Annotated in this window: 27 protein-coding genes and 1 pseudogene; 15 read left to right on the top strand and 13 right to left on the bottom strand. The window is 45.0% G+C overall.

The features are described from left to right. Positions 1 to 56: 56 nt before the first annotated feature. The 8 genes from J2T58_RS06915 to J2T58_RS06880 form a co-directional block, all read right to left on the bottom strand. On the bottom strand, positions 57 to 1,382 hold the full coding sequence (locus tag J2T58_RS06915; protein ID WP_253488383.1) for a sodium-dependent transporter: 1,326 nt from the start codon (positions 1,380 to 1,382) through the stop codon (positions 57 to 59). A gap of 252 nt (positions 1,383 to 1,634) precedes the next feature. Beyond that, positions 1,635 to 1,985, bottom strand: coding sequence for an alpha/beta fold hydrolase (locus J2T58_RS06910; protein ID WP_253488382.1), 351 nt, complete (start codon positions 1,983 to 1,985; stop codon positions 1,635 to 1,637). A gap of 128 nt (positions 1,986 to 2,113) precedes the next feature. Beyond that, entirely contained in the window at positions 2,114 to 2,491 is a 378-nt protein-coding gene (locus tag J2T58_RS06905) for a GNAT family N-acetyltransferase (protein ID WP_253488381.1), read from the bottom strand. Between the two features lie 149 nt (positions 2,492 to 2,640). Continuing rightward, a complete protein-coding gene (locus tag J2T58_RS06900) occupies positions 2,641 to 2,799 on the bottom strand; it encodes a hypothetical protein (RefSeq protein ID WP_253488380.1) in 159 nt (52 codons plus the stop codon). Between the two features lie 233 nt (positions 2,800 to 3,032). Beyond that, complete coding sequence (locus tag J2T58_RS06895; RefSeq protein WP_253488379.1) at positions 3,033 to 3,548, bottom strand: TATA-box-binding protein; 516 nt, start codon at positions 3,546 to 3,548, stop codon at positions 3,033 to 3,035. Positions 3,549 to 3,581: 33 nt separating this feature from the next. After that, the gene (locus J2T58_RS06890) at positions 3,582 to 4,259 is read right to left on the bottom strand and encodes a DUF4276 family protein (protein ID WP_253488378.1); all 678 of its coding nucleotides are present in this window, start codon (positions 4,257 to 4,259) and stop codon (positions 3,582 to 3,584) included. Between the two features lie 4 nt (positions 4,260 to 4,263). Further along, the gene (locus J2T58_RS06885) at positions 4,264 to 5,409 is read right to left on the bottom strand and encodes an AAA family ATPase (protein ID WP_253488377.1); all 1,146 of its coding nucleotides are present in this window, start codon (positions 5,407 to 5,409) and stop codon (positions 4,264 to 4,266) included. Between the two features lie 135 nt (positions 5,410 to 5,544). Further along, on the bottom strand, positions 5,545 to 6,072 hold the full coding sequence (locus J2T58_RS06880) for a DUF365 domain-containing protein (RefSeq protein ID WP_253488376.1): 528 nt from the start codon (positions 6,070 to 6,072) through the stop codon (positions 5,545 to 5,547). Positions 6,073 to 6,303: 231 nt separating this feature from the next. Between J2T58_RS06880 and J2T58_RS06875 the strand changes: the two genes are divergently transcribed. Together J2T58_RS06875 and J2T58_RS06870 are read left to right on the top strand one after the other, a co-directional pair. Beyond that, entirely contained in the window at positions 6,304 to 7,332 is a 1,029-nt protein-coding gene (locus J2T58_RS06875; RefSeq protein ID WP_253488375.1) for a PDDEXK nuclease domain-containing protein, read from the top strand. A gap of 259 nt (positions 7,333 to 7,591) precedes the next feature. Beyond that, positions 7,592 to 8,617 (top strand): PDDEXK nuclease domain-containing protein, encoded by a 1,026-nt coding sequence (locus J2T58_RS06870; protein WP_253488374.1) that lies wholly within the window; start codon positions 7,592 to 7,594, stop codon positions 8,615 to 8,617. A gap of 286 nt (positions 8,618 to 8,903) precedes the next feature. Here J2T58_RS06870 and J2T58_RS11320 read toward each other — a convergent pair. After that, a pseudogene (locus tag J2T58_RS11320) lies at positions 8,904 to 9,289 on the bottom strand (DUF365 domain-containing protein). Positions 9,290 to 9,613: 324 nt separating this feature from the next. On the opposite strand from J2T58_RS11320, the gene J2T58_RS06855 reads away from it, so the two are divergent. The 7 genes from J2T58_RS06855 (at position 9,614) to J2T58_RS06825 (ending at position 17,794) form a co-directional block, all read left to right on the top strand. Beyond that, the gene (locus J2T58_RS06855; protein ID WP_253488372.1) at positions 9,614 to 9,985 is read left to right on the top strand and encodes a DUF1016 N-terminal domain-containing protein; all 372 of its coding nucleotides are present in this window, start codon (positions 9,614 to 9,616) and stop codon (positions 9,983 to 9,985) included. 644 nt (positions 9,986 to 10,629) lie between these two features. Then, complete coding sequence (locus J2T58_RS06850; protein ID WP_253488371.1) at positions 10,630 to 11,436, top strand: HEAT repeat domain-containing protein; 807 nt, start codon at positions 10,630 to 10,632, stop codon at positions 11,434 to 11,436. A 160-nt stretch (positions 11,437 to 11,596) separates the two neighbouring features. Next, complete coding sequence (gene dndB / locus J2T58_RS06845; RefSeq protein ID WP_253488370.1) at positions 11,597 to 12,736, top strand: DNA sulfur modification protein DndB; 1,140 nt, start codon at positions 11,597 to 11,599, stop codon at positions 12,734 to 12,736. Further along, positions 12,733 to 14,196, top strand: coding sequence for a DNA phosphorothioation system sulfurtransferase DndC (dndC, locus tag J2T58_RS06840; RefSeq protein ID WP_253488369.1), 1,464 nt, complete (start codon positions 12,733 to 12,735; stop codon positions 14,194 to 14,196). Before dndB ends, dndC begins: the two co-directional genes overlap by 4 nt. Then, complete coding sequence (dndD, locus tag J2T58_RS06835) at positions 14,120 to 16,228, top strand: DNA sulfur modification protein DndD (RefSeq protein ID WP_253488368.1); 2,109 nt, start codon at positions 14,120 to 14,122, stop codon at positions 16,226 to 16,228. The genes dndC and dndD overlap by 77 nt, the downstream gene beginning before the upstream one ends. Then, positions 16,225 to 16,638, top strand: a complete 414-nt coding sequence (dndE, locus tag J2T58_RS06830; protein WP_253488367.1) for a DNA sulfur modification protein DndE — start codon at positions 16,225 to 16,227, stop codon at positions 16,636 to 16,638. The genes dndD and dndE overlap by 4 nt, the downstream gene beginning before the upstream one ends. Next, on the top strand, positions 16,631 to 17,794 hold the full coding sequence (locus J2T58_RS06825) for a cysteine desulfurase family protein (protein WP_253488366.1): 1,164 nt from the start codon (positions 16,631 to 16,633) through the stop codon (positions 17,792 to 17,794). The genes dndE and J2T58_RS06825 overlap by 8 nt, the downstream gene beginning before the upstream one ends. 52 nt (positions 17,795 to 17,846) lie before the next feature. Here J2T58_RS06825 and J2T58_RS06820 read toward each other — a convergent pair whose 3' ends face one another. The 4 genes from J2T58_RS06820 to J2T58_RS06805 are packed head-to-tail and all read right to left on the bottom strand — an operon-like array spanning position 17,847 to position 22,610. Beyond that, complete coding sequence (locus tag J2T58_RS06820) at positions 17,847 to 18,305, bottom strand: DNA phosphorothioation-associated 4-like protein (protein ID WP_253488365.1); 459 nt, start codon at positions 18,303 to 18,305, stop codon at positions 17,847 to 17,849. Next, positions 18,295 to 20,280 (bottom strand): AAA family ATPase, encoded by a 1,986-nt coding sequence (locus tag J2T58_RS06815; protein WP_253488364.1) that lies wholly within the window; start codon positions 20,278 to 20,280, stop codon positions 18,295 to 18,297. The genes J2T58_RS06820 and J2T58_RS06815 overlap by 11 nt, the downstream gene beginning before the upstream one ends. Beyond that, a complete protein-coding gene (locus tag J2T58_RS06810) occupies positions 20,277 to 20,474 on the bottom strand; it encodes a hypothetical protein (protein WP_253488363.1) in 198 nt (65 codons plus the stop codon). The genes J2T58_RS06815 and J2T58_RS06810 overlap by 4 nt, the downstream gene beginning before the upstream one ends. 3 nt (positions 20,475 to 20,477) lie before the next feature. Next, positions 20,478 to 22,610, bottom strand: coding sequence for a DEAD/DEAH box helicase family protein (locus J2T58_RS06805; RefSeq protein WP_253488362.1), 2,133 nt, complete (start codon positions 22,608 to 22,610; stop codon positions 20,478 to 20,480). Between the two features lie 183 nt (positions 22,611 to 22,793). On the opposite strand from J2T58_RS06805, the gene J2T58_RS06800 reads away from it, so the two are divergent. The 6 genes from J2T58_RS06800 to J2T58_RS06775 all read left to right on the top strand — a co-directional run. Then, complete coding sequence (locus J2T58_RS06800; protein ID WP_253488361.1) at positions 22,794 to 23,183, top strand: HIT family protein; 390 nt, start codon at positions 22,794 to 22,796, stop codon at positions 23,181 to 23,183. Positions 23,184 to 23,430: 247 nt separating this feature from the next. Next, entirely contained in the window at positions 23,431 to 24,891 is a 1,461-nt protein-coding gene (locus tag J2T58_RS06795) for an AlbA family DNA-binding domain-containing protein (RefSeq protein WP_253488360.1), read from the top strand. Next, the gene (locus tag J2T58_RS06790; RefSeq protein WP_253488359.1) at positions 24,872 to 25,264 is read left to right on the top strand and encodes an HIT family protein; all 393 of its coding nucleotides are present in this window, start codon (positions 24,872 to 24,874) and stop codon (positions 25,262 to 25,264) included. Before J2T58_RS06795 ends, J2T58_RS06790 begins: the two co-directional genes overlap by 20 nt. Positions 25,265 to 25,381: 117 nt before the next feature. Next, positions 25,382 to 25,651, top strand: a complete 270-nt coding sequence (locus tag J2T58_RS06785; protein ID WP_253488358.1) for a nucleotidyltransferase family protein — start codon at positions 25,382 to 25,384, stop codon at positions 25,649 to 25,651. Next, positions 25,648 to 25,995 (top strand): HepT-like ribonuclease domain-containing protein, encoded by a 348-nt coding sequence (locus tag J2T58_RS06780; protein ID WP_253488357.1) that lies wholly within the window; start codon positions 25,648 to 25,650, stop codon positions 25,993 to 25,995. Before J2T58_RS06785 ends, J2T58_RS06780 begins: the two co-directional genes overlap by 4 nt. Before the next feature lie 90 nt (positions 25,996 to 26,085). Continuing rightward, positions 26,086 to 26,477: HIT family protein (locus J2T58_RS06775; protein ID WP_366518455.1), on the top strand; the 392-nt coding region annotated here is incomplete at its 3' end.

Raw genomic sequence — 26,477 nt, 5'->3', positions numbered from 1 at the left:
ATGGGATATCGATGGATATCCACCTCTTCAAAAGGGGGGAGTTCGGATAGCACCCTTCAGAAGAGGGCGGCGATCCGAAACGTCGTGGTGATGAGGAGGGCGACCGGGATGAGATACCTGCAGAGCGGGGGGAGTGCCCGGACGAGGGGATGCCTGCCTGAGAGATCGCCCCAGAGGGCTTTGGGATCGAAGAACCAGGAGAAGGTCACCGCGATGAGGAGGGAGGTGACAGAGAGGCCGATCGTCCCGAAGACCTCATCCATCAGGTCAAGGATGGGGATGCCCCCAATGGAGAGGGCAAGCGGGGTATAGCTTGCAGCGGCGGGAAGCCCTGCGAGGATGGCAATACCGGTGACAAGGGCCGCCATCTTCTTCCGCGACTGCCCAAACGTCTCTGCCAGGGCAGCGGTCGGGACCTCGATAAAGGAAATCCCTGAGCTTATCGCGGCAAAGAAGACGATTGCAAAGAAGAAGACAGCGGCGATTCCGCCAAGCGGCATCATCTCAAAGGCGTACGGAAGGGTGGTGAAGACGAGCTCCGGGCCTGCTGCCGGTTCAAGGCCAAAGGCAAAGACGATCGAGAAGATGACGATCCCGGCCAGGAGGGAGACGCAGACATCCGCGATTGTAACGATTGCAGCGGATGCCGGGATCTTCTCAGCGGATCCGAGGTATGCACCATAGGTGAGGAGGGTCCCGTACCCGACCGAGAGCGAGAAGAAGGCCTGGCCGAGGGCTGCTGCCCAGATGAGGGGATCGGAGAGGACCGAGAAGTCAGGGGTGAAGAGGAAGGCAAGTCCTGCACCTGCCCCGGGGAGGCGGACGGCGACGATGATCATCGCAGCGAGGAGGACGAAGATGATCGGAACGAGGAGTGTCGTTGTCCGTTCGATCCCTCTTCGGACGCCCGAGGATATGATGATCCCGCAGATAACTGCCGAGAGGACGAAGAAGAGGATCGGGAGATAGGATCCCGTGAACTCCGAAAATGGTGCAATGGTCCCGGTGAGAGAGAAGGCAAGGTACCCGAATGTCCAGCCGGTGATGACCAGATAGTACGAAAAGATCCCGGTCATCACGATGCAGATGATCCAGCCGGCGAACCTGACCGGCGACCGGGATGTATCGCCGTCCTTCCTTCCACCCAGCCCTCCGGCTTTGTTGAAGGCGGCGATGACGGTGCTCCGGGTCCGCTGGCCCGCCTGCATCTCAAGGATCATCAGCGGGAGGCCGACGAGGAGGACGGCGGTGAGGTAGGGGATGAGGTAGGCGCCGCCTCCGTTCTGGCCGACGACTGTTGAGAAACGCCAGATGTTCCCGATGCCGACGGCTGATCCGATCGCAGCGAGGATAAAGCCGAGGCGGGATGACCAGAGCTCCATGAAGGTGGATGGATCTCCGGGGAGATAGTGGTTGTGTATCTACAGGGGGTTGGGGGTACCTTTTGGATCTGGCTAAATAGATCCGTTTTACCCACGTTCCAAGACCCATAACGGAGTACCTTCCTTGATTGGCATTTTTTGATGAACCTGATTATGTGGTGGCTGGACGTGGATCTGGCTAATGAGTGGCTCATGTCCGTCATACCAGCAAGGTGCTCTCCTCCCCCCTTCCAACTACCAGACCTTATGCGATCAATCCAGAAAATCCACGATGATTCCCGCGATCTTCTCAGGCTCGACAAAGATCATCCCGTGCCCCTGTCCTTCGCCGATGATGAGTGTGGCATCCGGGATTGCATCAGCGATGATAAACGCATTCTCCGGAGGGATGACGATATCCTGATCTCCGGTGATGACGAGTATCCTGGCACGGATTGTGGGGAGATCCGCAGAGACACCCTCCCATGATCTGAAGGCATGAAACTGCGCCTGCACGGCACCGGGATCGGCAACCTCCCCAAAGTCCACAAACCAGGTGAGGGGGTCTGGGTGGGTGGTGCGGAATGATTCGGTGATCGGGACTGGTGATGTCAGGGTTCCCAACACATCCCGATGCTCCAATAAGGGCAGGTATTGCGGAGATGAGGAGGAGGGTGATGGGGGGTATACAGAAGCGGATCGTATGGAGAATAGTCATTTCTGATTCGTATTCAAACCTTTTTCCACAGTTATCAATGGGAGTTGTCATCACCATTGTCCATAGGTGGATGGAGAAGCTTATATAGAGGAATTGTATTATGAATACGTCTTTTAGCAGTAATAAAGCCGTATTTTCTATAGAAATCTACAGATTCCGGTTCAGAATCAACGGTTAAATATTTGATTCCAACATACTTCGAAAGGGTCAAAGCAACAACGAGTGACTTGAGGAGAATATTTTTCCCATATCCATTTCTCCTCCATCTATCATCTACAGCCAGTCGTGCAAGTTTTATCGCCGGGTACCTTCTGTGAGGATATGTCACACCATCTGCAATAATTGCATCAACTTCAATACTGTCTGCTGTCAGGGTAAAATATCCTATTAATTGACCTTTATCATATGCCAATCTGGTAATTGCCCAGTTCTCCTGTGTGTACGTGAAGGCATCCTTTTTTAAAATTCGTCAAGATCCTGATTGCTGCACTGAAATGACTGAATATTTGATGTCTTATCAAAAAGATGATACTCGAGATCCTGATGAAACGGAGGCATCTTTCAAAGATGTATGGTTTCAGATGCCTTTTTCGAGAGTCGAACAGCCTCCTTGATCAACTCACGACCATCTCTCGTATCATATGGTTTTTTATTGTATCTATGGAAGGTGAGAGCATCCTCTCCTGTTAATTCCAGACCTAATTCAATCTCTTTTGCCATGAGGAGCCTCCAATATCGTACACAATCACAACACCCATAATATAAATTTTCTTCGTAAGGGGTCGGTTGAGGATTCTGGTTCTGATTGTATTATTCTCACCTGTAACTATAAAGATATCCTTCCATGCTCCGGGCGTGAGTTACTTCAGTGCCCCCGCCCTCTACCCACAATCCTCCTCTGATCAATTAATCCCAGGGAAGATACGGGATGTACGGAAGCATTGATACATGCTTCATATCCTGCTCGTTCTCTCCTTCAGCTCTGCTGCAAACGCCTCCATCGTTTCCGGATCTTTAAATCCCGGGAAGATCACCTTCCCTGATGAGAAGAGGAGGGCGGTCCCCGTCTCCCCCCGGTAGACGACGCCCGGGAACTGCTCGGGTTCGTACTCGACCCGCTCCATCCCCTCGGCGATGACGAACCGGGAGAGGTTGATCGCCATCCCGAAGTCCTCCATCCCGACGATATTCTGGACCTTCGGCGGCGTGGCGGCTGCAGGGTCGATGATCGGGGAGATGATGGCGAGGAACTCCTGGTAGGCTCCATTGATCTGATCGAGGGATTTCAGGCCATAGATGATATACTTCCCACTTTTATACAGGGTGACTTTGCCGGTGGAGATGAGGATATACGCCCCATGGTACTTTCCGGGGTCATAGCGGTATGATGCGGATGGGAGCTCCTCCAGCCGCTGAAACGGGATGGCCTGACGGAGGTCGCCGGAGCAGACGATATTGATGATCTTCATCTGAGGTCTGGTGAGAGTGTTGGTCTTTCTTCTTCAGATAGGTTGCCTTCTGGAGAGCTCTTCAAGTCCGGAGATCCAGGAATTAAAATGCGGGCACTTCTCCCGCATGGGACCAAGGCTGATTCGTTTTGCAATCTGACTGCCATCGAGCACTTTTCGGTAGGAGGGATAGACTTTTAAAAGTCGTTTTGAGGGGGCAGTCATCTCCCCATCGTTAATATATTCGGGTCCGCCAGGATAGTCTCTCAGAATATTTCTGAGATCACGGAGCCGGGAACGGGTGTAGACTCTCATATGCGCATCAATACCCTCGATATCAGAGAAGAGGAGTGTTTCAAATTCATAAAGCTGAATATAAGGGATGAAAAAACGATTGTCAATATCCAGACGCAGAGCCTCCTCAAGCAACTGAATCCGCTGATAAGGATCGGTGATAGGTGCAGCCTCCTGCATGCCCGGAAATGACTCTGGTAGTTTGTAAAGATCAATCATCGTGGTGATATATGCTCCAGTCCGTTCAAAAGATCCGAGAATTAATCTTCTCATACGAGTGTAGCTTCCAATTCCTCCACGGTGAGTCCTCTTTCCAACTGCTGTTGGTATGGTAATAGGAATTGCAATGATCTGATGTCCTGCAAGATGAGGAGCAAGGAGGGATCGTACAAAAGACTCTTCGGTCTGACCCTCGGTTATGATCTTCAGCCTTATCATCAAATCACCAGACGGGTTTGCCGCCAAGGATGTTCATCTCCCAGAGTTCGCTCAGTGAATACTCTGAGAGCCATGACTCCAGTTCTTCTGGATTGAGTCTTCTTGCGGTTGTTTCTCCTTGCAGCCGATCGACAACAACAACATCCTCTGGTTCAAAAAGATCAACAAGCATCGCTGATTGTGTTGCTACAATCACGTGTGTCCGATGTGATGCACTCCCGATCAGTGCTGCCAGAACCTGGATGGCAGATGGATGGAGACCAAGTTCCGGCTCATCAATGATGATCAGATCAGGTGGATCCGGTTGGAGGAGAAGAGTTGCAAGGCAGATGAATCTGAGGGTTCCATCCGATAGCTGATGCGCAAGAAATAGGTAATCCGAGTCGATCTCTCTCCATTCAAGTCGCATCATATTGGTATTTTCCACCATTGGGCGAAGGGTAAAGTCATCGAAACCCGGGATAACAAGCTGTATTGTCTCAACAATTCTCGTATAATGATCGGGATGTGTATGGGAAAGTGCATAGAGAAAAGGGGCCAGGTTTCCTCCATCCTCCCGGAGGTAGAGGTTATCATTGATCTGCTGTATCCCTTTCACATCAGCAGTATCTGATGTATCCTGGAAATGATATACCCGGAGATCATTGAAGGTCCTGAGGATCTGCCTTGATGCAGGATCTCCCTTTTCTGCCAGTTTTGAGAGGGAACTCTCCCAGTTGCCGCCTGCATCAATTGAACGATGCCAGTTTGATCGGCCTTTCCCCTCAACGCCAGCAGAGGTCCCCTGATCCCTGACAAATGACGGCTGAAGATCCAGATGAATCCCCGGTCTTTCTTCAGTGAAGATGAGATGCCCATCCTGTGCAGGAGCAAGTACACACTGATACTGGTGAGGTCCAAGTTTGACTTCTATGGCCATCTCACCTGTTCGCTTCGATCCATAGTGAAGTGTTGAGGATGCGCCACCGCCCCTGCTCATGGCTAGTTTGAGCCTTCCTTTGGCGATTGCATTGAGTAGTTTGAAGATGCTCAGGATATTGCTCTTGCCGGAGCTGTTTGCTCCAATCAGGATGGTAATCGCCCTGATGTCAAGTGTGAGATCCCGAATTGATTTGTACCCCTGAATTCTGATGCTGTACAGGTTCTCCATCTCTCCTCTCCTTCTGCTGCATCTCTTTCATGCATCTTGTTCATCCATCTCTTTGCTGGTGCTCCCCTGCCCGGAATGTAAGGAAGGCACCAGATGAACGCTTTGCACCTTCATTGCAATTGAAGATAGTTGGCATTATTCCCTTAAATACCGTCCTCCGACCGGCACAAACCGCTCCGGCTTCTGCACCGCCCCATACGCCCGGATATCCTCAAGCTCGAGTGCCATCCAGTCCCGCTTCCGGCTCTTATTCTCACTCCCATTCACATTCTCATTCTCACTTCCATTCTCATTTTCCTTCCCCTTCCTGACCCGGACGGCCTTCCACCGCTCCTGGTTCTCCAGATACGCGATCATCTCATCCCTGGTGAGGAAGACGGCGTCGCCATAGGTGTCATAGAAGGTGAGCGGATCTGCTGCGATCAGTATCCGCCTGATCGTCGCCTCCCCCACATACCCGGTATCTTCGTGCGACTGGTAGAAGACGAGCCGCATCCCCCGCCGCAGCTCCTTGAAGACGGTCGCCGGTTTCACAAAGACGGTCTTCCCCCCGGAGAAGAACCGGTGCATATACTGTTTCGGGACGGGGAAGGTGACGCCGGTAACGCCAGTAGCGCCGGGGGCGCTGGTGGCGCTGGTGAGGGTCGTTTCGTCGGTCCTCATAAGCGATCCATTGGTATGGGGTGTCTTAAAGGCTGTGATGTGGTGATCGGGGAGAACAGCAATAATGTCAAATGAGTACTCTTTTCTCCCTATCCAGGAAGTATACCTATCGGTGATAAGAGAGGGTTGGAAAGATGACGATGTGGGCAAGGAATACAACAGAGAACGGGGCAATACCTGGATTTGAATCGAAAATCCGGGAGTTCGGGGAGAGCCTGCGGAGGGGCGTGTATGGGTTTGAGTGATGCACTCCCGGAGGATTATCCCACGTTTCTTGCGGCTCTGAAGGTGCGGATACGGCAGGCACAGACCCGGGCGATTCTTTCGGTGAACCGGGAGCTCATCCTGCTCTACTGGCAGATAGGACGGGAGATCATGGAGAGGCAGGAGCAGGAGGGGTGGGGATCAAAGGTGATCGACCGGCTCTCAGACGATCTCAGAAAGGAGTTTCCGGAGGTACGGGGTTTCTCTCCCCGAAACCTGAAGTACATGCGCTCGTTTGCAGAGGCATGGCCCGATCCTGAATTTGTGCAAGAGGTGCTTGCACAAATAACATGGTATCATGCGATCACCTTACTCGACAAGGTCAAAGACCAGATGGCGAGGGAGTGGTATATCCAAAGAACAATTGCGAACGGGTGGTCAAGGAACGTTCTCGTGCATCAGATCGAGAGTGGGCTTATCAGACGCGAGGGGCGGGCGGTGACGAACTTTTCATCAGCACTTCCTGCACCTCAGTCAGATCTTGCACGATCGGTACTCAAAGATCCCTATATCTTTGATTTCCTCGGGATCGGGGAGGATGCAGCCGAGAGGGAGCTGGAGCGGGCGTTGATCGAGCATATCCGCGATTTCCTTCTGGAGCTCGGGGTAGGTTTTGCGTTCATCGGGAATCAGTACAGGCTCTCTATTGGAGGGAGAGAATTCTCTATTGATCTCCTCTTCTACCATCTCAAACTTCGGTCATACGTGGTGATCGAATTGAAAATTGGAGAGTTCATCCCGGAGTATGCCGGGAAGATGAACTTCTACCTCTCAGCTGTTGATGATCTCCTCCGCCACCCTGATGATAGCCCAAGCATTGGGATCATCCTCTGCAAGTCACAGAACCGCATCATTGCTGAGTATGCCCTCAGGGATATGGAGAAACCGATTGGCGTCGCCGGATATGAACTGACTACTCACCTTCCCGAGGATTTGCGGGGGAGACTGCCGACGGTGGATGAACTGGAAGAGGAGCTGGGACGGAGGGAAGGCTGAATGAGGAGGGGGCGTCTGTACCGGGTAAGGTAACGATCTTAAGAGGATCTGCATGAGGAGAGGAGTATATGGAGAGATTATTCAAAAGACTCCACGATCTGACTCACGGTGTGGTGTACCACCGATCAGGTATGCCACTACCTTGGAGTGTGGATGATGGGATCCAGGCTCAGGATCATCAATAATGATGAGCTGAGGGGATTTAGCTTTTAGCAAATAGCAGGGTATATCTTCTCTGAAATATCAGATAGGGAGAATTATGATGGATACATCCGACCTTCCGGAAGGATACAATGTCTTACTTTCCAAGGTAAAAGACCGGTTAAGGGAAGCACAGTATACAGCACTTCGTGCCGTTAACAAAGAGCTTGTCGGCCTTTACTGGGATATTGGCAGTATTATTGCCAGCAGACAGATTGAACAGGGCTATGGGAAATCTGTAGTCCAACAACTATCAGATGATCTAAAACGCGAATTTCCGGGTATAAAAGGCTTCTCGGTTCAGAATCTATGGTATATGCGCCAGTTTTACCTGGAGTATTGCACGAGTGAAAAAATCCAGCCATTGGTTGGAGAAATTAGCTGGAGTCATAATATCGTTATAATGTCACGCTGCAAAGATCCTCTGCAACGTGAATTCTATATTCGAATGACCCGGAAATTTGGCTGGTCAAAGAACGTTTTGATTCACCAGATAGAGAACCATTCATATGAGAAGATGCTTTCCGGTCAGAATAATTTTGATACGGAGCTTACGCCGGAGATAAGGGCACAGGCAAAACTGGCTTTAAGAGACGATTACATTTTTGATTTTCTTGAACTTGGAGAGGAACATTCCGAAAGGGAACTTGAACGAGCACTGATAAACCGGATTGAAGATTTTCTTCGTGCAATGGGCGGGGTCTTTGCCTTTTTAGGCAGCCAGTTCAGGCTTGAAGTGGGTGATAAGGAGTATTTTATTGACCTTCTTCTCTTTCACCGCAGGCTTTGTTGTCTTGTTGCAGTCGAACTTAAAGTCGGTGAGTTTCAGCCAGAATTTGTAGGTAAGATGCAGTTTTATCTGACGGCTCTTGACCAGCAGGTACGTGAGAATAATGAACATGCTTCCATAGGCATTATTCTGTGTAAGGAGAAGAACCGTACTGTAGTTGAATATGCCCTTCAGTCTTCCACAACACCTATCGGAGTTGCTACATACAGGATTGTAAGTGAGCTCCCCTCTGAGCTTCAAGGCCAGCTGCCGGGGCCTGAAGAGATTGCAAAACTGCTGGAGGATGAGATCTGATAACTCAGACATGAATCCGGATACCATGGGGGAGAAGGATATGATGAAAGATCATACTTTGATATAGTACCAGATTCTTTTTCCAGATGGATTCGAAATCAAAAGAGAGAAGCCGGGAAGAGAACCTGCTCTGCCAATGCAACGATAGGGTGAGGAAGGGATTTTCCTCCATCCGCTGAAAGGGGAGGAACTATTGGGGGTCGCCGGGGCAGACGATATTCATGATCTTCATTCAATGTCTTTAAATCCCTGAGTCTCTGGTCTCACTTGTAGTACTCTATTGATTTCAATCCCTTAGATACTGTCCTCCGACCGGCACAAACCGCTCAGGTTTCCGCAACACTTCATATTTCCGGATATCCTCAAGCTCCAGTGCTATCCAGTTTCGCTTCCGGCTCTCACTCCCCTTCCTGACCCGGACGGCCTTCCACCGCTCCTGGTTCCCGAGATATGCGATCATCTCATCCCGTGTGAGGAAGACGGAATCGCCATAGGTGTCATAGAAGGTGAGGGGGTCTTGTGCGATCAGTATCCACCTGATCGCCCCTTCCCCACATACCCGGTATCTTCATGCGACTGGTAGAAGACGAGCCGCATCCCCCGCCGCAGCTCCTTGAAGACAGTCGCCGGTTTCACAAAGACGGTCTTCCCTCCGGAGAAGAACCGGTTCATATACTGTTTCGGGACGGGGAAGGTGACGCCGGTAACGCCGGTAGCGCCGGAGACGCTGGTGGCGCTGGTGAGGGTCGTTTCGTCGGTCCTCATAAGCGATCCATTGGTATGGGGTGTCTTAAAGGCTGTGATGTGGTGATCGGGGAGAACAGCAATAATGTCAAATGAGTACTCTTTTCTCCCTATCCAGGAAGTATACCTATCGGTGATAAGAGAGGGTTGGAAAGATGACGATGTGGGCAAGGAATACAACAGAGAACGGGGCAATACCTGGATTTGAATCGAAAATCCGGGAGGTCGGGGAGAGCCTGCGGAGGGGCGTGTATGGGTTTGAGTGATGCACTCCCGGAGGATTATCCCACGTTTCTTGCGGCTCTGAAGGTGCGGATACGGCAGGCACAGACCCGGGCGATTCTTTCGGTGAACCGGGAGCTCATCCTGCTCTACTGGCAGATAGGACGGGAGATCATGGAGAGGCAGGAGCAGGAGGGGTGGGGATCAAAGGTGATCGACCGGCTCTCAGACGATCTCAGAAAGGAGTTCCCGGATGTACGGGGTTTCTCTCCCCGAAACCTGAAGTACATGCGCTCGTTTGCAGAGGCATGGCCCGATCCTGAATTTGTGCAGCGGGCTGCTGCACAAATACCCTGGTTTCATCCGTGCGTCATTCATGAATCCGGATACCATGGGGGGTGAGGATATGATGGATCATCATGGTATGAAGGATCATACTGATCCTTGAAGAGCGAAAGAGCAGGTACTCTCCGGCGTACCCTCCGGGGATCGATCCCCACCCTCTGGATGAAACAAATGGATCTCTCTTAGATGGATCTTACTTAGATGGATATCTCTTCGTCGCAGGAGTATATACCCCTCTCCTGCAGTCCGAATGTGTTTTCGTTCTTCGGAATCGCTCCTCTCCTGATGATGATTCATACCATGATGAAAGATCATACGTTGATATAGTACTAGCTTCTTTTTCCTGACGGAATCGAAATCAAAAGAGAGGAGTCGAGAAGAGAACCTGCTCTGCCAAGAGAACGATAGGGTGGAAGAAAGGATGTTGTTTATTGTCAACTGTCAACGTCGGTCAGGTATGAGGTATGGTCTTTGGGGGGGATTGCTCACCATTTCCATAGGTATCTTGGACTTTTGGCCATTTGTATACATCCCATGTAATGTTAGACAACGTTTTTATGAGTGAGATATTTTCTTTTGAGCTTTGGATTTCTTAATCATCCAACGATAGCATTGTTTTAAAACCCAAGCCTTATCCTGATCAAACCCAATAACTCTTCATTTGATTACTTCATGGTTGAGATCACTCTGAGGTTTATGACATGGCTACCAATCTGTTTGATGAATGCACCTATGCCCTGATTGATGCCCTTGCATCTCCTTTTCTTGATGTCCGGAAAGCCGCAATAAAATGTCTTGTTCGCCTGGGTGATGCGAGAGCGATTGGCCCAATAATAGAATCTATCAGGGATATCCCCACTGAGGATAGAGACACCCTTTTCCAATATATCAATGAAACAATAATTAATCTCTGCATTTTTTATGACACCTCGATCATAAAGCAATTGGCAGCCATACTCGATGAGATCTTCGATGACCCTTTTGATTATATATACGAACTGACTGAGGGGGGCGATAGATCGGTTATCCATAGTTTGGCCGAATATTATGAACTTGAGGAGGATGTGTTAGACGAGGTAGCTTTTGGTTCATACTCGGTTTATATCAAAAAACTTATCATTCATATTCTGATGGACATTAACACAATCGATTCAAATTATATTCTTTTGAAGTTTCTCAACGATCCAGATACTGATGAATACCTTTTAGATGAAGCTATAACTGCATTAGGCATGAACCAATGGGCTCCGGCGTTTGAGCCTCTCTGTGAAATATTATTGAATGAAAACCTATCTGAAGAAGAGAGCCGGAGTGCAGCTGCATTGGCACTTGGAAGAATAGGTGACCCAAGGGCAATCCCCCCTCTTGTGAAAGCAGTGTCTGATCCAAACATCGAAAAACACTCATGGCTGGTGGACTGCGTCAGCTCGGCATTGCACTTGCTTTCAGACGATCTCGATGATTTGTGGGATTATGAATATGAGGAAAATAGCGACGAGGTGCCATAAAGTCGAGTTACTATGGCTACAGACTGTCCCTTGATATGCACTAAAACCCTGCATTCATAGTGAGCTGGATTGTATCAGTCACCCGGTAGTGGAAGTTTACATATTGAGTAAAAACATACTTCCAAACATATAAATACAAACTTCCACATAGAATGAGCATATGAAATCTGTGGCTTTTGATGAGATTGATGATCTCAACACTGCTGTATATTCTTTTCCAGCAATCCGTGGTATTCAAGCCGGAAGAGAATACTATTCTGCTATGGTCCAGCTTAAACTTATTCCGGCTATCTTCCGGTTTAATGAGTCAGAAGTTCCTGTTCAGTTTCGTTCGCAACGAGTTATAAATAGGGCCAGGATCCCCGAGATTGCGCGTTATATCATCAATAATCCAAATGATTATATATTCTCATCAATAGCAGCATCAATCAGTGAAGCCCCGGTTAAATTCATTCCTGCCGACCCGGATAATCCAAATAGCAAAGTAGGTAAAATTGTTTTTCCCATGGATGCCAGAGTCCTCATTAATGATGGCCAGCACCGCCGGGCTGCAATTGAAGAGGCGTTAAAAGAGCGTCCTGAGCTGGGGAATGAAACATTATCCGTTGTTTTCTTTGTGGATGCAGGATTACAACGAAGTCAGCAGATGTTTTCAGATCTTAATCGTCATGCGATCCGACCCACAAAATCTATATCAATCCTCTATGATGCAAGAGATGAATTCGCGCAGTCGATAAGAGTCATAGCAGATTCAATTCCACTGTTCAAAGATCTGACCGAGTTAGAAAAAACAACAATCTCGAATAGATCCAGAAAAATGTTCACTCTCTCCAGTATTTATCAGGCAACAGCTGCTCTTCTTGGAAAGACGGAAAAAAGTAAAAAGATCACAAAAGATGATGAAAAGCTTGCATCTGAATACTGGAGTGTTGTCGCAGAAAATATCCCAGATTGGCAACTATTGATCAGAAGGGATGTCTCAGCCAGTTCACTTCGAAATGACTTTGTTCATGCACATGGAATTGCCCTTCATTCACTTGGTATTCTTGGACATGCACTCGTATCAGAATATCCGAATAACTGGAGAGAGCAATTAACCGGACTCCATCAGATTGACTGGTCACGTTCGAACCCCGATTGGGAAGGCAGAGCAATGAATAACGGAAGGATATCCAAAAGTCAGATGAACCTTGCTTTAACCAGCAATTATCTTAAGCTAAAAATGAATGTCCCCCTCTCTCAGGATGAAGAAGAGAATGAGATTAAATTTATGAATGTCATGAAAGGAAGGGCATTATGACCCCCCAGCAGACCCTGAATGGAAAAACGGTCTCAGTTTTTGATAAGAAAAATCTGGCTGAACATTACCGTGAGATTCAGGAAGTATACCTGAGTGATAACCGGCCGTGGGTTATCGGATACAGTGGTGGAAAAGACTCAACAACCGCTTTGCAACTCGTCTGGTATGCACTTGGCGAATTGCCTGAATCAAAGCGACAAAAGCCGGTTTTTGTTATCTCCTCGGATACCCTCGTTGAAACACCTGTCATCGTTGATTATATTACAACAACGCTTGAGAGAATCAATCAAACAGCGACAGAAAAGAAATTGCCATTTAAGGCATTTCAGTTAACTCCACGAATCATCGACTCTTTCTGGGTCAATCTGATTGGCAAAGGGTATCCTGCACCCAGTACACAGTTTCGCTGGTGCACTGAGCGACTCAAGATTCGGACTGCTGATCGATTTATTCTTGAGAGTGTCACGAAGTATGGGGAAGTAGTCATGATCCTCGGTGTCAGGAAAGGGGAGAGTAACACCCGTGATCAGGTCATGAACCTCTACAAGATCGAGGGATCAAAGCTTTCTCACCACTCACGTTTTGCTCAGTCCTATGTATATACTCCGATTGAGGATTTTTCGGTTGATGATGTCTGGACGTATCTCCTCCAGAAACCCTCCCCCTGGGGCAATAATAATCGGGACCTGTTGGCTCTCTACAAAAATGCTCAGGATGGCGAATGTCCGCTTGTGGTAGATACCCAGACGGGATCATGTGGGAATAGCCGGTTTGGATGCTGGGTGTGCACCGTTGTCCAGCGAGACCGGAGCATGGAGGCCCTTATTGAGAGTGGAGAGGATTGGCTTGAGCCTTTACTTGAATTACGCAATGAGCTTGCCGAAACCCAGATACCTGAAAAGAAGCATCTCTACCGTGATTATCGTCGGATGAATGGTAAAGTAAAAGTCATGAAGAAAGGTGATGACTGGGATATCATCAGAGGTCCATATACATTTGATTATTGTAAATATCTCCTCAGAAAATTACTTGAAATTCAGAAAGACGTTCAGGAAAAGGGACCATATCCGGACGTTCAATTAATTCAGCCCGAAGAAATCGAGGAAATCCGCCGAATATGGATGGCACAGCGAAGTGACTGGAACGATTCCTTAGCACAAATATACGAGGAAGTTATGGGAGAGAGCCTGAACTTTACGAAGGATGACCTGGGCTCATTCTCTCAGGCTGAACAGGATCTCCTGAATGAAATATGTGAGAAACACAATCTTCCACTTCGTCTTGTAACAAAACTTCTGGATGTTGAGCATCAGATGCAGGGGATGTCCCGTCGTTCATCTGTGTATAACCGGATTGGGGATGTGCTGTCCGAAGATTGGTTGAGTGAGGAAGAAATACGGGAACATATTGCCAAGCCAGATGGTATTGATACCAGAAGGCGTAATCTTCGGTATATTTGAGGGTCTTTTTATGTTGCTACATTCATTAACTCTGGAAAATGTTCGGATCTTCCAAGGTAGAAATGTCCTGGATTTCAGGCCAAAGACCAATGGAAACACCCCAAAACCTATTATCCTCATTGGCGGCAGAAATGGTGCAGGAAAAACAACACTATTTGATTCAATTCTTCTCTGCCTCTATGGTCAGTACGCACCCGGGAACAAGATGTCTAATACAAAATATGAAAAATATGTTCGGCAGATGGTTCCTCGCAGCCGAAATACCTCCAATACTATCAGACCAATTATAGAAATTATCTTTGAATTCACCCATGCCGGGGTGAAAAAAGTCTATGAGGTACGGCGTGAGTGGTTCTTTGATCCAAAATTTTCAGAGAAGCTGACGATACAACATGATGGTGAAGTCCTCTCAGATTTGGAGAGAGATCAATGGCAGGAGTTGTTGAATGAATTAATACCTCCCCGATTTGCACGATTATTTCTCTTCGATGGCGAAAAGATTCAGAACCTGGTTGAGGATAATGCAGAGAATATCTATCTTAGAGATTCTTTCAAGTCTCTTCTGGGTCTTGACATCGTTGACAGGCTCCGAGCTGATCTTGGGATATTCTCAAGTCGTCACCTCAAAGGATCCAAAGTAACTTCGATTGATCAAAATCTTGAAGATATCATGAAGCAGATCTCAGATAAAGAACATTTGTTGGATGATGTTTTTCAGGAACGTGCCAAGATTAAAAGCCAGAGTGATCAGATCAAGGCTGAGATAGAGCGACAGGAACAGATTCTTGCTGGTGAAGGGGGAGGATATGCCCGGAAACGTGAGGAGTGGAAGGGTGAAAAGATACGGCTGGAACATGAGATAGAGAAGGTTGAAAATGAGCTTCGGGATTTATGTGCAGGGCTATTTCCATTCTCAATCACCCCACAGTATTGTAAAATCCTGAAGGATAATATCACAAAAGAGGATGCAATACAGACTCAAAAGCGTTTAAAAGAGCTTATTCAGGCAAATATGAGTGATTTTGACAAAGCAATTCAGTCATCTGAATTCTGGTCTGATATTTCTGTACCATCAGAGCAAATAGAGAAGATCAGAGAGAAAATTGTCACGCTCATAAAAAACCAGCTAGAGCCAGGTGACGATCATATCGGGAAGAAATTAATCCATCAGGTATCTCAGGCAGAATACCATCAGCTTCTGCAATGGATTGATGAAGCGGTATCTCGGGTCCCACAAAAAATGAATACATTATCCGAAACGTTGGAAAAGCTCACTCATCAACGCCAGAAAATAGTCGGGAATATTAATAAAGCTCCCGATGATGAAATTATCGCCCCTTATATTCAGGAACTTAATAAATTAAATAAATCCTTTGGTGGACTCGAAGAGAAGCTGAATACACTGGATACCTCAATGCGTGAACTGACCTTCCAGTTGAATGAACTGAACAGAAAACGTGAGAAAAGCCTTGAGGAAATTCAAAGTGTCAAGAGCGACTCCAAGAAACTTGATCTTGCACATAAGGTTATTCGTGTTCTTGATGATTATGCAACAGAGCTTCAGGAACAGAAGGTAAAACAGCTTGCAGATAATATTCTGATGTGTTTTAACCGGTTAATTAGAAAGGATGACTATGTCCGCAATCTGGTGATAGATGGGGATTATACTATCACCCTTTATGATCACGATGGTCAGGTTATTCCCAAAGAACTACTCTCGGCCGGAGAGAAAGAGATCTTTGCAGTATCATTACTCTGGGGCCTGACACTCACCTCAAGCCGGGAGCTCCCATTTATTATTGATACTCCCCTCGGCCGGCTGGATAGTGAGCACAGGGGGAATCTTGTAATGGATTTCTTCCAACATGCCGGAGAACAGATGATCATCTTTTCAACCGATACAGAGATAGATCTTGAGTATTTCCGTACTCTCCAGCCATATATCTCTCGTGCATACCATCTTGATTATTCTAAGAAAGATCGGATGACATCCATATCTCCTGGGTACTTCTGGTCCGAGGTGGAAGTATGAACTTCAATCGAATCAGGATTAGTGAAAAAGCCACCTATCGGCTCAGTCAGTTGAAGGGAAAAACGGGCCTTACCCCCAATATTCTTTCAAGGATTGCTATCTGCTATTCATTGAATGATCAAACAGTACCTAATCCGAATGATTACGATGAACGCGGCCAGGAGTTGAACCGTTACACACTGACAGGTGAATGGGATACATTTTTCATTGCACTTGTCAAAGAGCGTTGTATTCACGATGGACTTGATCCAGAGAAGGATCTCTACCATCAGCTCAGGGCTCATTTAAATAGAGGGGTATTTGGTATGTATCCCCAGATTAAAGGTCTTGGAGATTTTCAGATCCTGCTAAAACACCAGGCCGAAGGGATTAAGTCCGGTATGCTGTCAGAGGAGAGATCTCATGAATAATACAAGACCAGTTTACATGGATCATCATGCAACAACCCCGGTTGATCCCCGAGTGCTTGAAGCAATGCTCCCTTATTTTAAGGATGATTTTGGTAATGCATCCAGTATCGATCATATGTATGGAGCCAGGGCTTATGAAGCCGTTGAGAAGGCAAGGAAGCAGGTTGCATCGATACTGAATGCAAAGCCAAATGAAATTTATTTTACAAGCGGAGCAACAGAATCTGATAATATTGCACTTCTTGGGGTTACGGATAAGTTAGCCGCAAAAGGCAACCATATCATCACCTGTGTAACAGAACACAAAGCAGTCCTCGATACCGCCAAACATCTTGAAAAGATGGGAAAGTCCGTTACTTATCTTCCGGTCGACCAATATGGGATGGTTAATCCCGCAGATATTGAGGCTGCCATTACGGATCGAACCATCCTCATCTCGATAATGGCTGCAAATAATGAGATAGGAACAATAGCACCATTACAGGAGATTGGAGAGATTGCCAAAAAGCATGGTGTCCGGTTCCATACCGATGCTGCCCAGGCGGTCGGCCACATCCCCATTGATGTAAAAGCAATGAAGATCGATCTCCTTTCATTATCAGGACATAAGATCTATGGCCCTAAAGGGATCGGGGCTCTGTACATCACAGGTCTGAATCCAAAAAAGAACATATCACCAGTGATGTTTGGTGGCGGTCACGAGAAGGGCATTCGATCCGGGACCTATAATGTTCCCGGCATTGTCGGACTTGGGAAAGCTATTGAGATCGCCCAGAAGGAGATGAAAGCTGAGGCCGAGCGGTATAAAAAATGGACGACCATGATGCTCGAAGCATTTCAGAATGAGTGTGGAGGAGTTATTCTCAATGGCCATCCGGAACAGAGGCTCCCTCATAATCTCAACGTCTGTTTCCCTGGCATTGAGAGCAAAGCGCTGATTCATTTGCTCAGAGATGACGTGGCAATTTCAACGGGGTCAGCCTGCTCGACAACATCGGTTGAGGCATCGTATGTATTACAGGCAATTGGCAGGGAGGAGGAGTATCTTCACTCTGCTATACGGTTTGGATTGGGGAGGTTTACGACCGAGGAGGCTATATATCACGTTATTTACAAGTTTAGAGGATTCGTGCAAAGACTAAGAAATTTAGAATAAGATTTCATCAATTAATTATCAGTAGAATTAATGAAAATTAAAGAAAAAAATTTCAAACATCACCTGTCGAATCAGAGTTTTTAAGTATATCTTTTAACTCAGCTTCAAGAAATTTCGGGTAATTAATACCATATTTTTCTATATGAGCCTTTAATATATTAATACCCTCTTCTGCGTAGCTTTCAGCTTCTTTGTAATGTGGATTTTCATCTTTCAGGCATAACAAGTCATCAGTATTAGCTAATGCAATTGAAAGTAACGTCCATTTCTGTCTTTCATTAAGGGCTACTACAGGAATATTTGCTTGACGATCTTTAACTTCGGTTTGTTTCGATTGTCTATTTTTGCCTAAAGCCATTGCAAAAATAAATAGATCCTTTTGATTTTTTCCTGCAAAAATTGTGGTTGAACCTTTATGAGTCCACGATCCTGGCTCATCAACTTTAAAAAAATGAGCATTTTTCTTACTATAAGCTAAATCTCTTGGTTCGTTATAATGTTTAACGGTCATGTTGCTTCACCTCAGATACTGTATTTGAATCGTTCTCAAAAATCTCAAAGAAACTATCTTTTAATAAATATGTATTTAAATTTTCTTGCACCTTATCGTCATATTCTGTTGGAGTAACTAGCAAGATTAATTGAGTTCCCTCTAAAAATTTTGGTAATTCAGTAGTGATATAATCACGATGCTCTTTATCAATTTTCCCGAGAGGTGTATCAATAATAACTGGAGCATGGAAACCCGATATTGTCATAAGTGCACTCATGAATGAGAGACCTAATATCATATATTCCCCTGCAGACAAATCATTAATTACATTATAATTATTTGCATGAATTACCTTTACATTAAAATCATCATCTATAATTATATTTTTAAATGCTGTTTTTTTCCGTATAAGTTTATTGAAGTTCTCTTTAGTCCTTGTTTCAACTAAATTTCGAATTTTTGTTTTCACAATTAGCTCAATTTCAGCAAGCGTTTCTAGAGCGTCTTGAACGATTTGGAGTTTATTTTTTAGAATTATATTTTTTTTATCTTTAGATAGTTCTAATCTTTCTTCTCCCTCTTTCATTTTTAATTGATAGTTATTTTTTTCAATATCTTTACTGGTGATAAGAATTTCTCTCTTCTTATGATCGATTGCCTCATTTAACTGCCTTCTTCTTTCTTCATATCTCCTTATTTCATCAATATCATGCTCACTCAAAATATTCGAAATTTGCTCTTCCCTTCGTTTTTTCCCATCATATAAATCTTTTAAAGATTCTATATCACCATTATATTTGTCGATTACATTGGAAAATTCAGAAACATCGGATAAAATCTCTTCAATTGTAGTTTTTCCATAGATACAGACTTCGCTTAATTCAGATAGAGTTAGTTTTTTACTATATGACGCAAGCTCAGCTTTGGCTTGATCCGTCAGTTCATTTCCGCAAATACACGTTCCACGCTCTATTAATTCGCGAACAAATGTCTCTTTTACTTTTGGCGGCAACTCTCCTTTGTCAACTTTATATTGTATTAGTTTATATGCGGTTTCGATCTCCTCTTTAAGAAATATAGAAGGGGCAATTTCAACAAGATAATTATTACGATTAATTTCTTTTTCCGCAATTTGTAATTTAAAGTAGTTAATATCCTTTATTAGACTGTCTCTTTCGCTTTGTAGAACTGCAATCTTTGGTTCGTTATACTGCCGAAGAAAACCCTCAACCTCATGTAAATCTACAATATCCTTTTCGATTGCTTTTTCATAATTCTTAATAAAATTCTGTCGGAACTCAATTTCCTCTTGAATAGAAATTATTTCATTTTGAACTTGTTGAAGTTTGGGTGTTGTTGCTTTAACATCTCTTCTTAACGATTTTCTATATTTTTCAAGATTTTTTGCGGCTTTATCTATTAATTCCATTTGTGAAACTTTATCAATAGCTTCGGCTATTTCAGAAGAACCTTTATATTTGAAAAATTCTCTAAGTTGTTCACCATCAATAAAAAAGAAATTGCGAAGAGCTTCCGGTAATAGATTATTGATAAGTATTTGAGTCTCTTCACCTTCAATATATTTATCCTGTCCTCCTACTGGATATATTACTGTTAATTTTGATCCTCCTATTAGTAAATCCCCTACATCATTTTTTTTAGCATCAAACCGTCTTATTATTGTCCATGGACCACCTTCTGTTTTTATATTCACACGGACTTCAGCAGAAGTACTTTGATTTGGTTTTAAAGATTCTATTTCTTGTACATTTATTATTGGCATCCCATCAGAATAATGATTGTTTTGATCCTTATGGACTTCAAGCCCATAAAAACACCATGTGAGAGCATTTAAAATATTCGATTTTCCAGCTCCATTTTTCCCTAAAATGACAAAAACATTCTTATTTTTATCATTAGAAAATTTCAATATCTGCTTTCCTTGGTATTGCCGATAATTGGTTAGTTCAAGAGATGATATAGAAAACTTCATTCTTTCATCTCCTTCAAAATCCTATCTACCATTTGATCATATTGACTTTCTATCTCACGCTGTGGAGGATATCGATTCCAAATATCAAGTTCATACTGAATAGAAGCATGAATTAGTTTTTCTACATATTTATTTGGAGATTCCTCTTTAATACCATCCTTAATAATTTGATTGATTTCAAGCCCTTCAGTCATAATCTAACCCCCATAAGCTGAATATCTTTTTCGAATATCAAATATGATTCTCTCAACATCTTCACGGTTAATTGCATCTTGAGAAAACTCCTCAAGTCGATTTAATTGTAATTCCAAATTTTTTTTGTCAATTTTATGTTGATGACCATCCAGAGTGGTCGGTATGGCTGTAATGTCATAAATAATTGCTTTACTCTTTCCTGGAAAACGTCTCAAAACACGTCCACGCCTTTGAATATATTCTTTTGGATTGCCCGAACTGCACATAAGAATTGCATTGCGAGTTGCTGGAACATCTACTCCTTCATCTAAACATCGAATTGCAACTAAAACATGATAATTTCCTCGTGAAAAATTATTAAGAAGGTACTCTCTTTCAGTTAAGTCTCCATATCTTTTCTGTTTTCGAATTGCATTCTCTTTACTGGTAAAACGGTGCTGAACAATATCGCCTTCTGTTCGTAGTAATTCTTGAACCGCATTAATCTGCTGGGGAGAACAATAGATAAGTGTATGTTTAATGAAATTGTTCCGAATTAATTCATCAATAATCATTTCAAATGCCGGATATTTAGTTGATGAATTTTTCAATATATCTTGTCGTTCTCTAAGTTTTTTTTCAAGACCCAATTGGTCTTTTGTCGTCTTATTTTTTTTATTTAATAAAATAGCAATTTTTCCACTTAATGATGAGTATTTATCCATTTCTGTTTTTGTTAATTCAACTATTATTGGATGATATTCATAAGGAGCTAGAAAAGTCTCTCCTGTGTCTGGATTAATTTCATTTATTGCTCTATGTAGATCAAAGGTATAAATAACTCCCCCAAAATAATCTAGTAAACCCTCAGTTCCTAACTCATCAAAATGTCGTTTAGGTGTGGCACTTAAACCAAGTCGATAATTATAGATCGATAATAGCCCCGCTAATCTTGTTATAGAACCAAGACCATGTACTTCATCACCTATAAGAAGAATTGAAGTTGTAGGTCCAACATCCTTCATTTTTTCAATAAATAAATCAGAAGATAGCGAATCGTGAGTAATTAAGATAATTAATTGGTTATCTCTCCCGAGTCGATTATTCAAGATTTTTTCTGTAAGTTCCTCTTTCCATTTCGGGTTGATACTACTTACATGAATAATTGGGACTTTGAGGGACATCTCTAATAATGCCTTTTCCCATTGATTAACAAGATGAAGATATGGTGCACTAATAATTGCTATAAGGTTACTCTCTCTCTCAAGAAGTTTTTCTAATGCTCCTATTGCAGTAAAAGTCTTACCTGTACCTGTCGCCATCTCAAAAATACCTTGACATCCATTATCAAACCATTTACCAATAGCTTCATTTTGATAGCCACGAAGATGAATTTTTGTTGGTTTCTCACAAACGAGAAGTGATGATGGATTTTGAGCATAATTAATTTTGGATAATATCTCTTCAATGTCGAGAGGGTCTCTATTTACAAGAGATATTACTTTTTGTTTTATTGCTTCAGGGAAAGAAATGACATTAGTTCGATTTGATTTATTATTCCATAAATCCTCAAAATCTTGGATATCTTCAACAATATAGGATTCTTGGTTCTCAATCCAATTAAAAAATACTTTAAATTTTTCTGAATTATATGCCCAACCATAAGCACTCTCATTGTTTGAGCCACTAAAAGTAATTATATTTCCTTCATTATCCTCCAATATTCCTACCTTCTGATGAAGAATTTCATATGCTTTATTTTTTTCTTTAATGTAACCAATTTTTACTTCTAAATATCCCTTGGCAATTAGCCATCCTAATACTTTAGTATAGTCATTCTTACATTTATCTTCAAATAGGTCAAGATCTTCAATTAAGCGTTCCTCAATAATTTTTTCTGGAGTCTGAATTCCTTTTTCAATTTGAGCATAATCCAACTCAGATAAGACTATATTTAATATAAATTTCATTTTACCATCATTTTTAATAAAATGTGAAAGGCCCGATGCGGCAATTAGAAATGAGCTTGATGAGAAATAACCTGTTATTCGTTTATAATAAATAGCTTCTTTTAAAATGGGAATATAAAAGCCATGTAAGATATTATCTTTTTCTGAAGTATATGAGTTTTTTAAGTTTAGATCTCGAAATGACATATAATATCAACAACATTTTATCATTTTTTATGATTAATAATTGTATCTATTAAGATATTGTTACAACTACAAACAGCTATCAAGCGGCACCTGATAGTCCAAACAAAGAGCATGTAGAAAGTCTATTTAGTTTATTCGTACCAACAACCCTGACATAACATGCTCAGTAAAGGTGTTTATTCCATGGACAAACAAATCAATGCTATGACCTGCCCCTTCTGCGACCCCGTCCCCTCCGACATCGTCCTCGCAAACGACCTCGCCTACGCCCGGTATGACCTCTACCCGGTCAGCCCCGGCCACCTCCTCCTCATCCCCTTCCGGCACGTGGTCTCATTCTTTGACGCAACCGGAGACGAGCAGGCCGCCCTGCACTCCCTCATCCACGCTGCCCGTCGGCTGTTGGATGAGCGGTATGCCCCCGACGGCTACAATATCGGGGTGAACATCGGGGCGGCGGCCGGCCAGAGCGTGATGCACCTGCATGTCCATGTGATTCCTCGGTATGTCGGGGATATGGAGGAGCCGAAGGGCGGGGTCCGGGGGGTTATTCCGGGGAAGAGGGGGTATTGAGAATATGAGGAGAGGTTAGTTTCCCAATTCAGGAAATAACCAGCACCTTTCGGTGAGCACTATTGCTATCCCATCTGTAGATACAGAGAGATTAGCAGGTGAGCATTTTTAGACCGCCACTTTTGTGCATTTTGATCAGGCCAATATCACCAAAGAATAGCTCTAAGAGAGGAGATGCTATTATGCTTGGATAACGTGACATTGTAGAGATAATCAACAGTTATGATAAATGCCTTGAGGAAGCCTGATGTATATCCCAATATCAGAACTTATTACACAACCAGAAGGCAAAACCCTTGAATTCAAGCGGGATCTCTCCTCCCCAAAGAACATCCTCAAGACGATAGTCGCCTTTGCAAATACTGCCGGTGGCCACATCCTCATTGGTGTTGAAGATAACTCCCACGAGGTGATCGGCGTACCTGATCCTCTGGATGAGGAAGAGAGGCTTTGCAGTCTGATCGCCGACTCCATTGCACCAAGGCTTGTTCCAGATGTCGAGCTCGTCTCTATCGGGGATAAGACCCTCCTTACGATCTGCGTCTATCCAAGCGGTCAGCGGCCACATTTCGTGAAGAGGGAAGGTCCTTTTGATGGTGTGTATGTCAGGCTCGGCTCAACCAACCGTAAAGCGGATCAGGAACTGATCACTGAACTTCAGCGAAGTGTCTCCGGTATCTCCTTTGATGAGATGCCAATGCCCGATCTCTCTTCAGATGATCTTGATATTGAAGCTGCCAGAAGACAATTCAGGGTTCGTAAGGATGTAAGCGAAGAAGAAATCCTCACGCTGAAGCTTCTGGTTCCGGTGCAGGGGAAGCTTGTCCCGACAATCGGCGGCATGCTCTTGTTTGGGAAGAAAAGAGAGTATTACTTCCCCGATGCCTGGATTCAGTGCGGGAGATTCATCGGGGTTGACAAGGCATACATATTCGACCATATCGAGATACATGAACACCTCCCGGATGCGGTCGAGAGTGTGATGCTCTTTCTTAAAAAACATGCATTCAGGGGTGCAGATTTCTCGGAGATCAGGCGTCGCGATGTATGGAGTATCCCTCTCACCATCCTCCGTGAGGCTGTCATTAACGCTATCGTGCATGCCGACTACTCCCAGAAAGGGGCGCCGATCAGGGTTTCTTTTTTTCATGACAGAATTGAAATCGAAAATCCCGGCATTCTCCTCCCGGGAATGACAATCGAAGACGTAAAACAGGGCGTCTCAAAGATACGAAACCGTGTCATTGCCAGGGTCTTCAGGGAGCTTGACTTAATTGAGCAGTGGGGCAGCGGGTTTCGCCGGATCTTACGGGAAGCAGAGGATCTTAGGTTACCTGAACCTCAGATCATAGAGATAGGGATGCGGGTAAGGGTCACTGTATTTCTCTCTGAAAATCTTGACATTACTACAATCGAACAAGTAACCGAACAAGTAACCGAACAAGTAACCGAACAAGTAAAAAAACTACTTCTGTCCCTGGAAGAAGAGCCGCTCAGTGTGAAGGAGGCGATGGAAAAACTCGGACTGAATCATCGTCCGACATTTATGTATGATTACGTAAAGCCTGCAATGAGTTTTGGATTTGCAGAGATGACACAACCGGATTCACCCAAAAGCCCTACACAGAAATACAGTCTGACGGCTAAAGGAAGGGCATTTCTCCGCCTAAAACAGGAAGATACGAACCATGGTCGATCTAACCGATGATAGAAGGATCTGCCCCTTCTGCACCCCCGCCCCCTCCGACATCCTCCTCGCAAACGACCTCGCCTACGCCCGGTTCGACCTCTACCCGGTCAGCCCCGGCCACCTCCTCGCAATCCCCTTCCGTCACGTGGCCTCGTTCTTCGAGGCAACCGCAACCGAGCAGGCCGCCCTCCTCTCTCTCGTCCATGATGCCCGTCGGCTCTTGGATGGGCAGTATGCCCCCGACGGGTATAATATCGGGGTGAACGTCGGGGCGGCGGCCGGCCAGAGCGTGATGCACCTGCATCTGCATGTGATCCCCCGGTATGCCGGGGATATGGATGATCCGAAGGGCGGGGTGAGAGGGGTGATCCCGGGGAGGAGGGGGTATTGAGAAGAGTGAAGAGGGAGATTCAGATTGAAACTCTCATGATTTCATGACAATAAAGATTATCATTCCACCTGACAATATTAGGATCGAGTCGATGCAATGAGCTTCTATAATGAAGTAATGAGGCAGAAAGAGAAGATCAGGCAGTTAGCCGCAGCACGTGGAGCGGTTAATATTCGGCTCTTCGGATCGGTAATCCGTGGAGAAGAGAACCCGGATAGTGACCTCGATATCCTTGTTGAATTTAAACCAGGAACAAGCCTCCTCGATCATATTGCACTCATCCATGATCTTGAAGATCTCCTTGGACGCAAGGTGGATGTTGTGAGCGAAAAGGGACTTCACTGGTTTATCCGCGATCAGATTCTTCAGGAAGCGGTTCCATTATGAAAGATGATCGATTATATCTGCTTCACATCCTTGAATCTGCTGAGAAAATAGTTTCGTACACCCACGAAGGCCGGGATGTATTTTTGGCAACACCCCTCATTCAGGATGCGGTAGTGCGAAATTTTCAAATTATTGGAGAAGCTGCAAAAAAGGTCTCTACAACCTTAAAATCTGAATACCCTCATATAAGATGGCGTGATATTGCAGGTTTCCGTGACATACTCACTCACAAATACATGTCTGTTGATATGGAGGAGATCTGGATCATTATTGACAATGAACTGCCTGAGTTACTGGAATCAGTACGAATGATTCTTGAAAGATATTCATTAGGCATCAAATAATACAGCGGAAGTAACGATCATTCAACTCAACACCATACAAAACAAACTCTGAGCCTAAAACCTCCAGAAAAATAATTTCAAATCAATACGATGACCTGCCCCTTCTGCGACCCCGCCCCCTCCGAGATCCTCCTCGCAAACGACCTCGCCTACGCCCGGTTCGACCTCTACCCGGTCAGCCCCGGCCATCTCCTCCTCATCCCCTTCCGGCACGTGGCCTCGTTCTTCGAGGCGACCGGAGACGAACAGGCCGCCCTCCAGGCTCTTGTTCATGATGCCCGTCGGCTGCAGGATGAGCGATATGCCCCCGACGGCTATAATATCGGCGTGAACATCGGGGCTGCGGCCGGCCAGAGCGTGATGCACCTGCATCTGCATGTGATTCCGTGTCAATGTCGGTTTACTTTTCCCCATTTCCGTCGGCGTAAAAATACCCAAATGCGTCGGGATAAAATTCCCCAGTTATGTCGGAATAAAAATCC

This window comes from Methanocalculus alkaliphilus (genome assembly GCF_024170505.1).
GTDB lineage: Archaea > Halobacteriota > Methanomicrobia > Methanomicrobiales > Methanocorpusculaceae > Methanocalculus > Methanocalculus alkaliphilus.
Note: the sequence above shows the minus strand (reverse complement) of the source record. Positions and strands in the feature narration are given on the sequence as shown.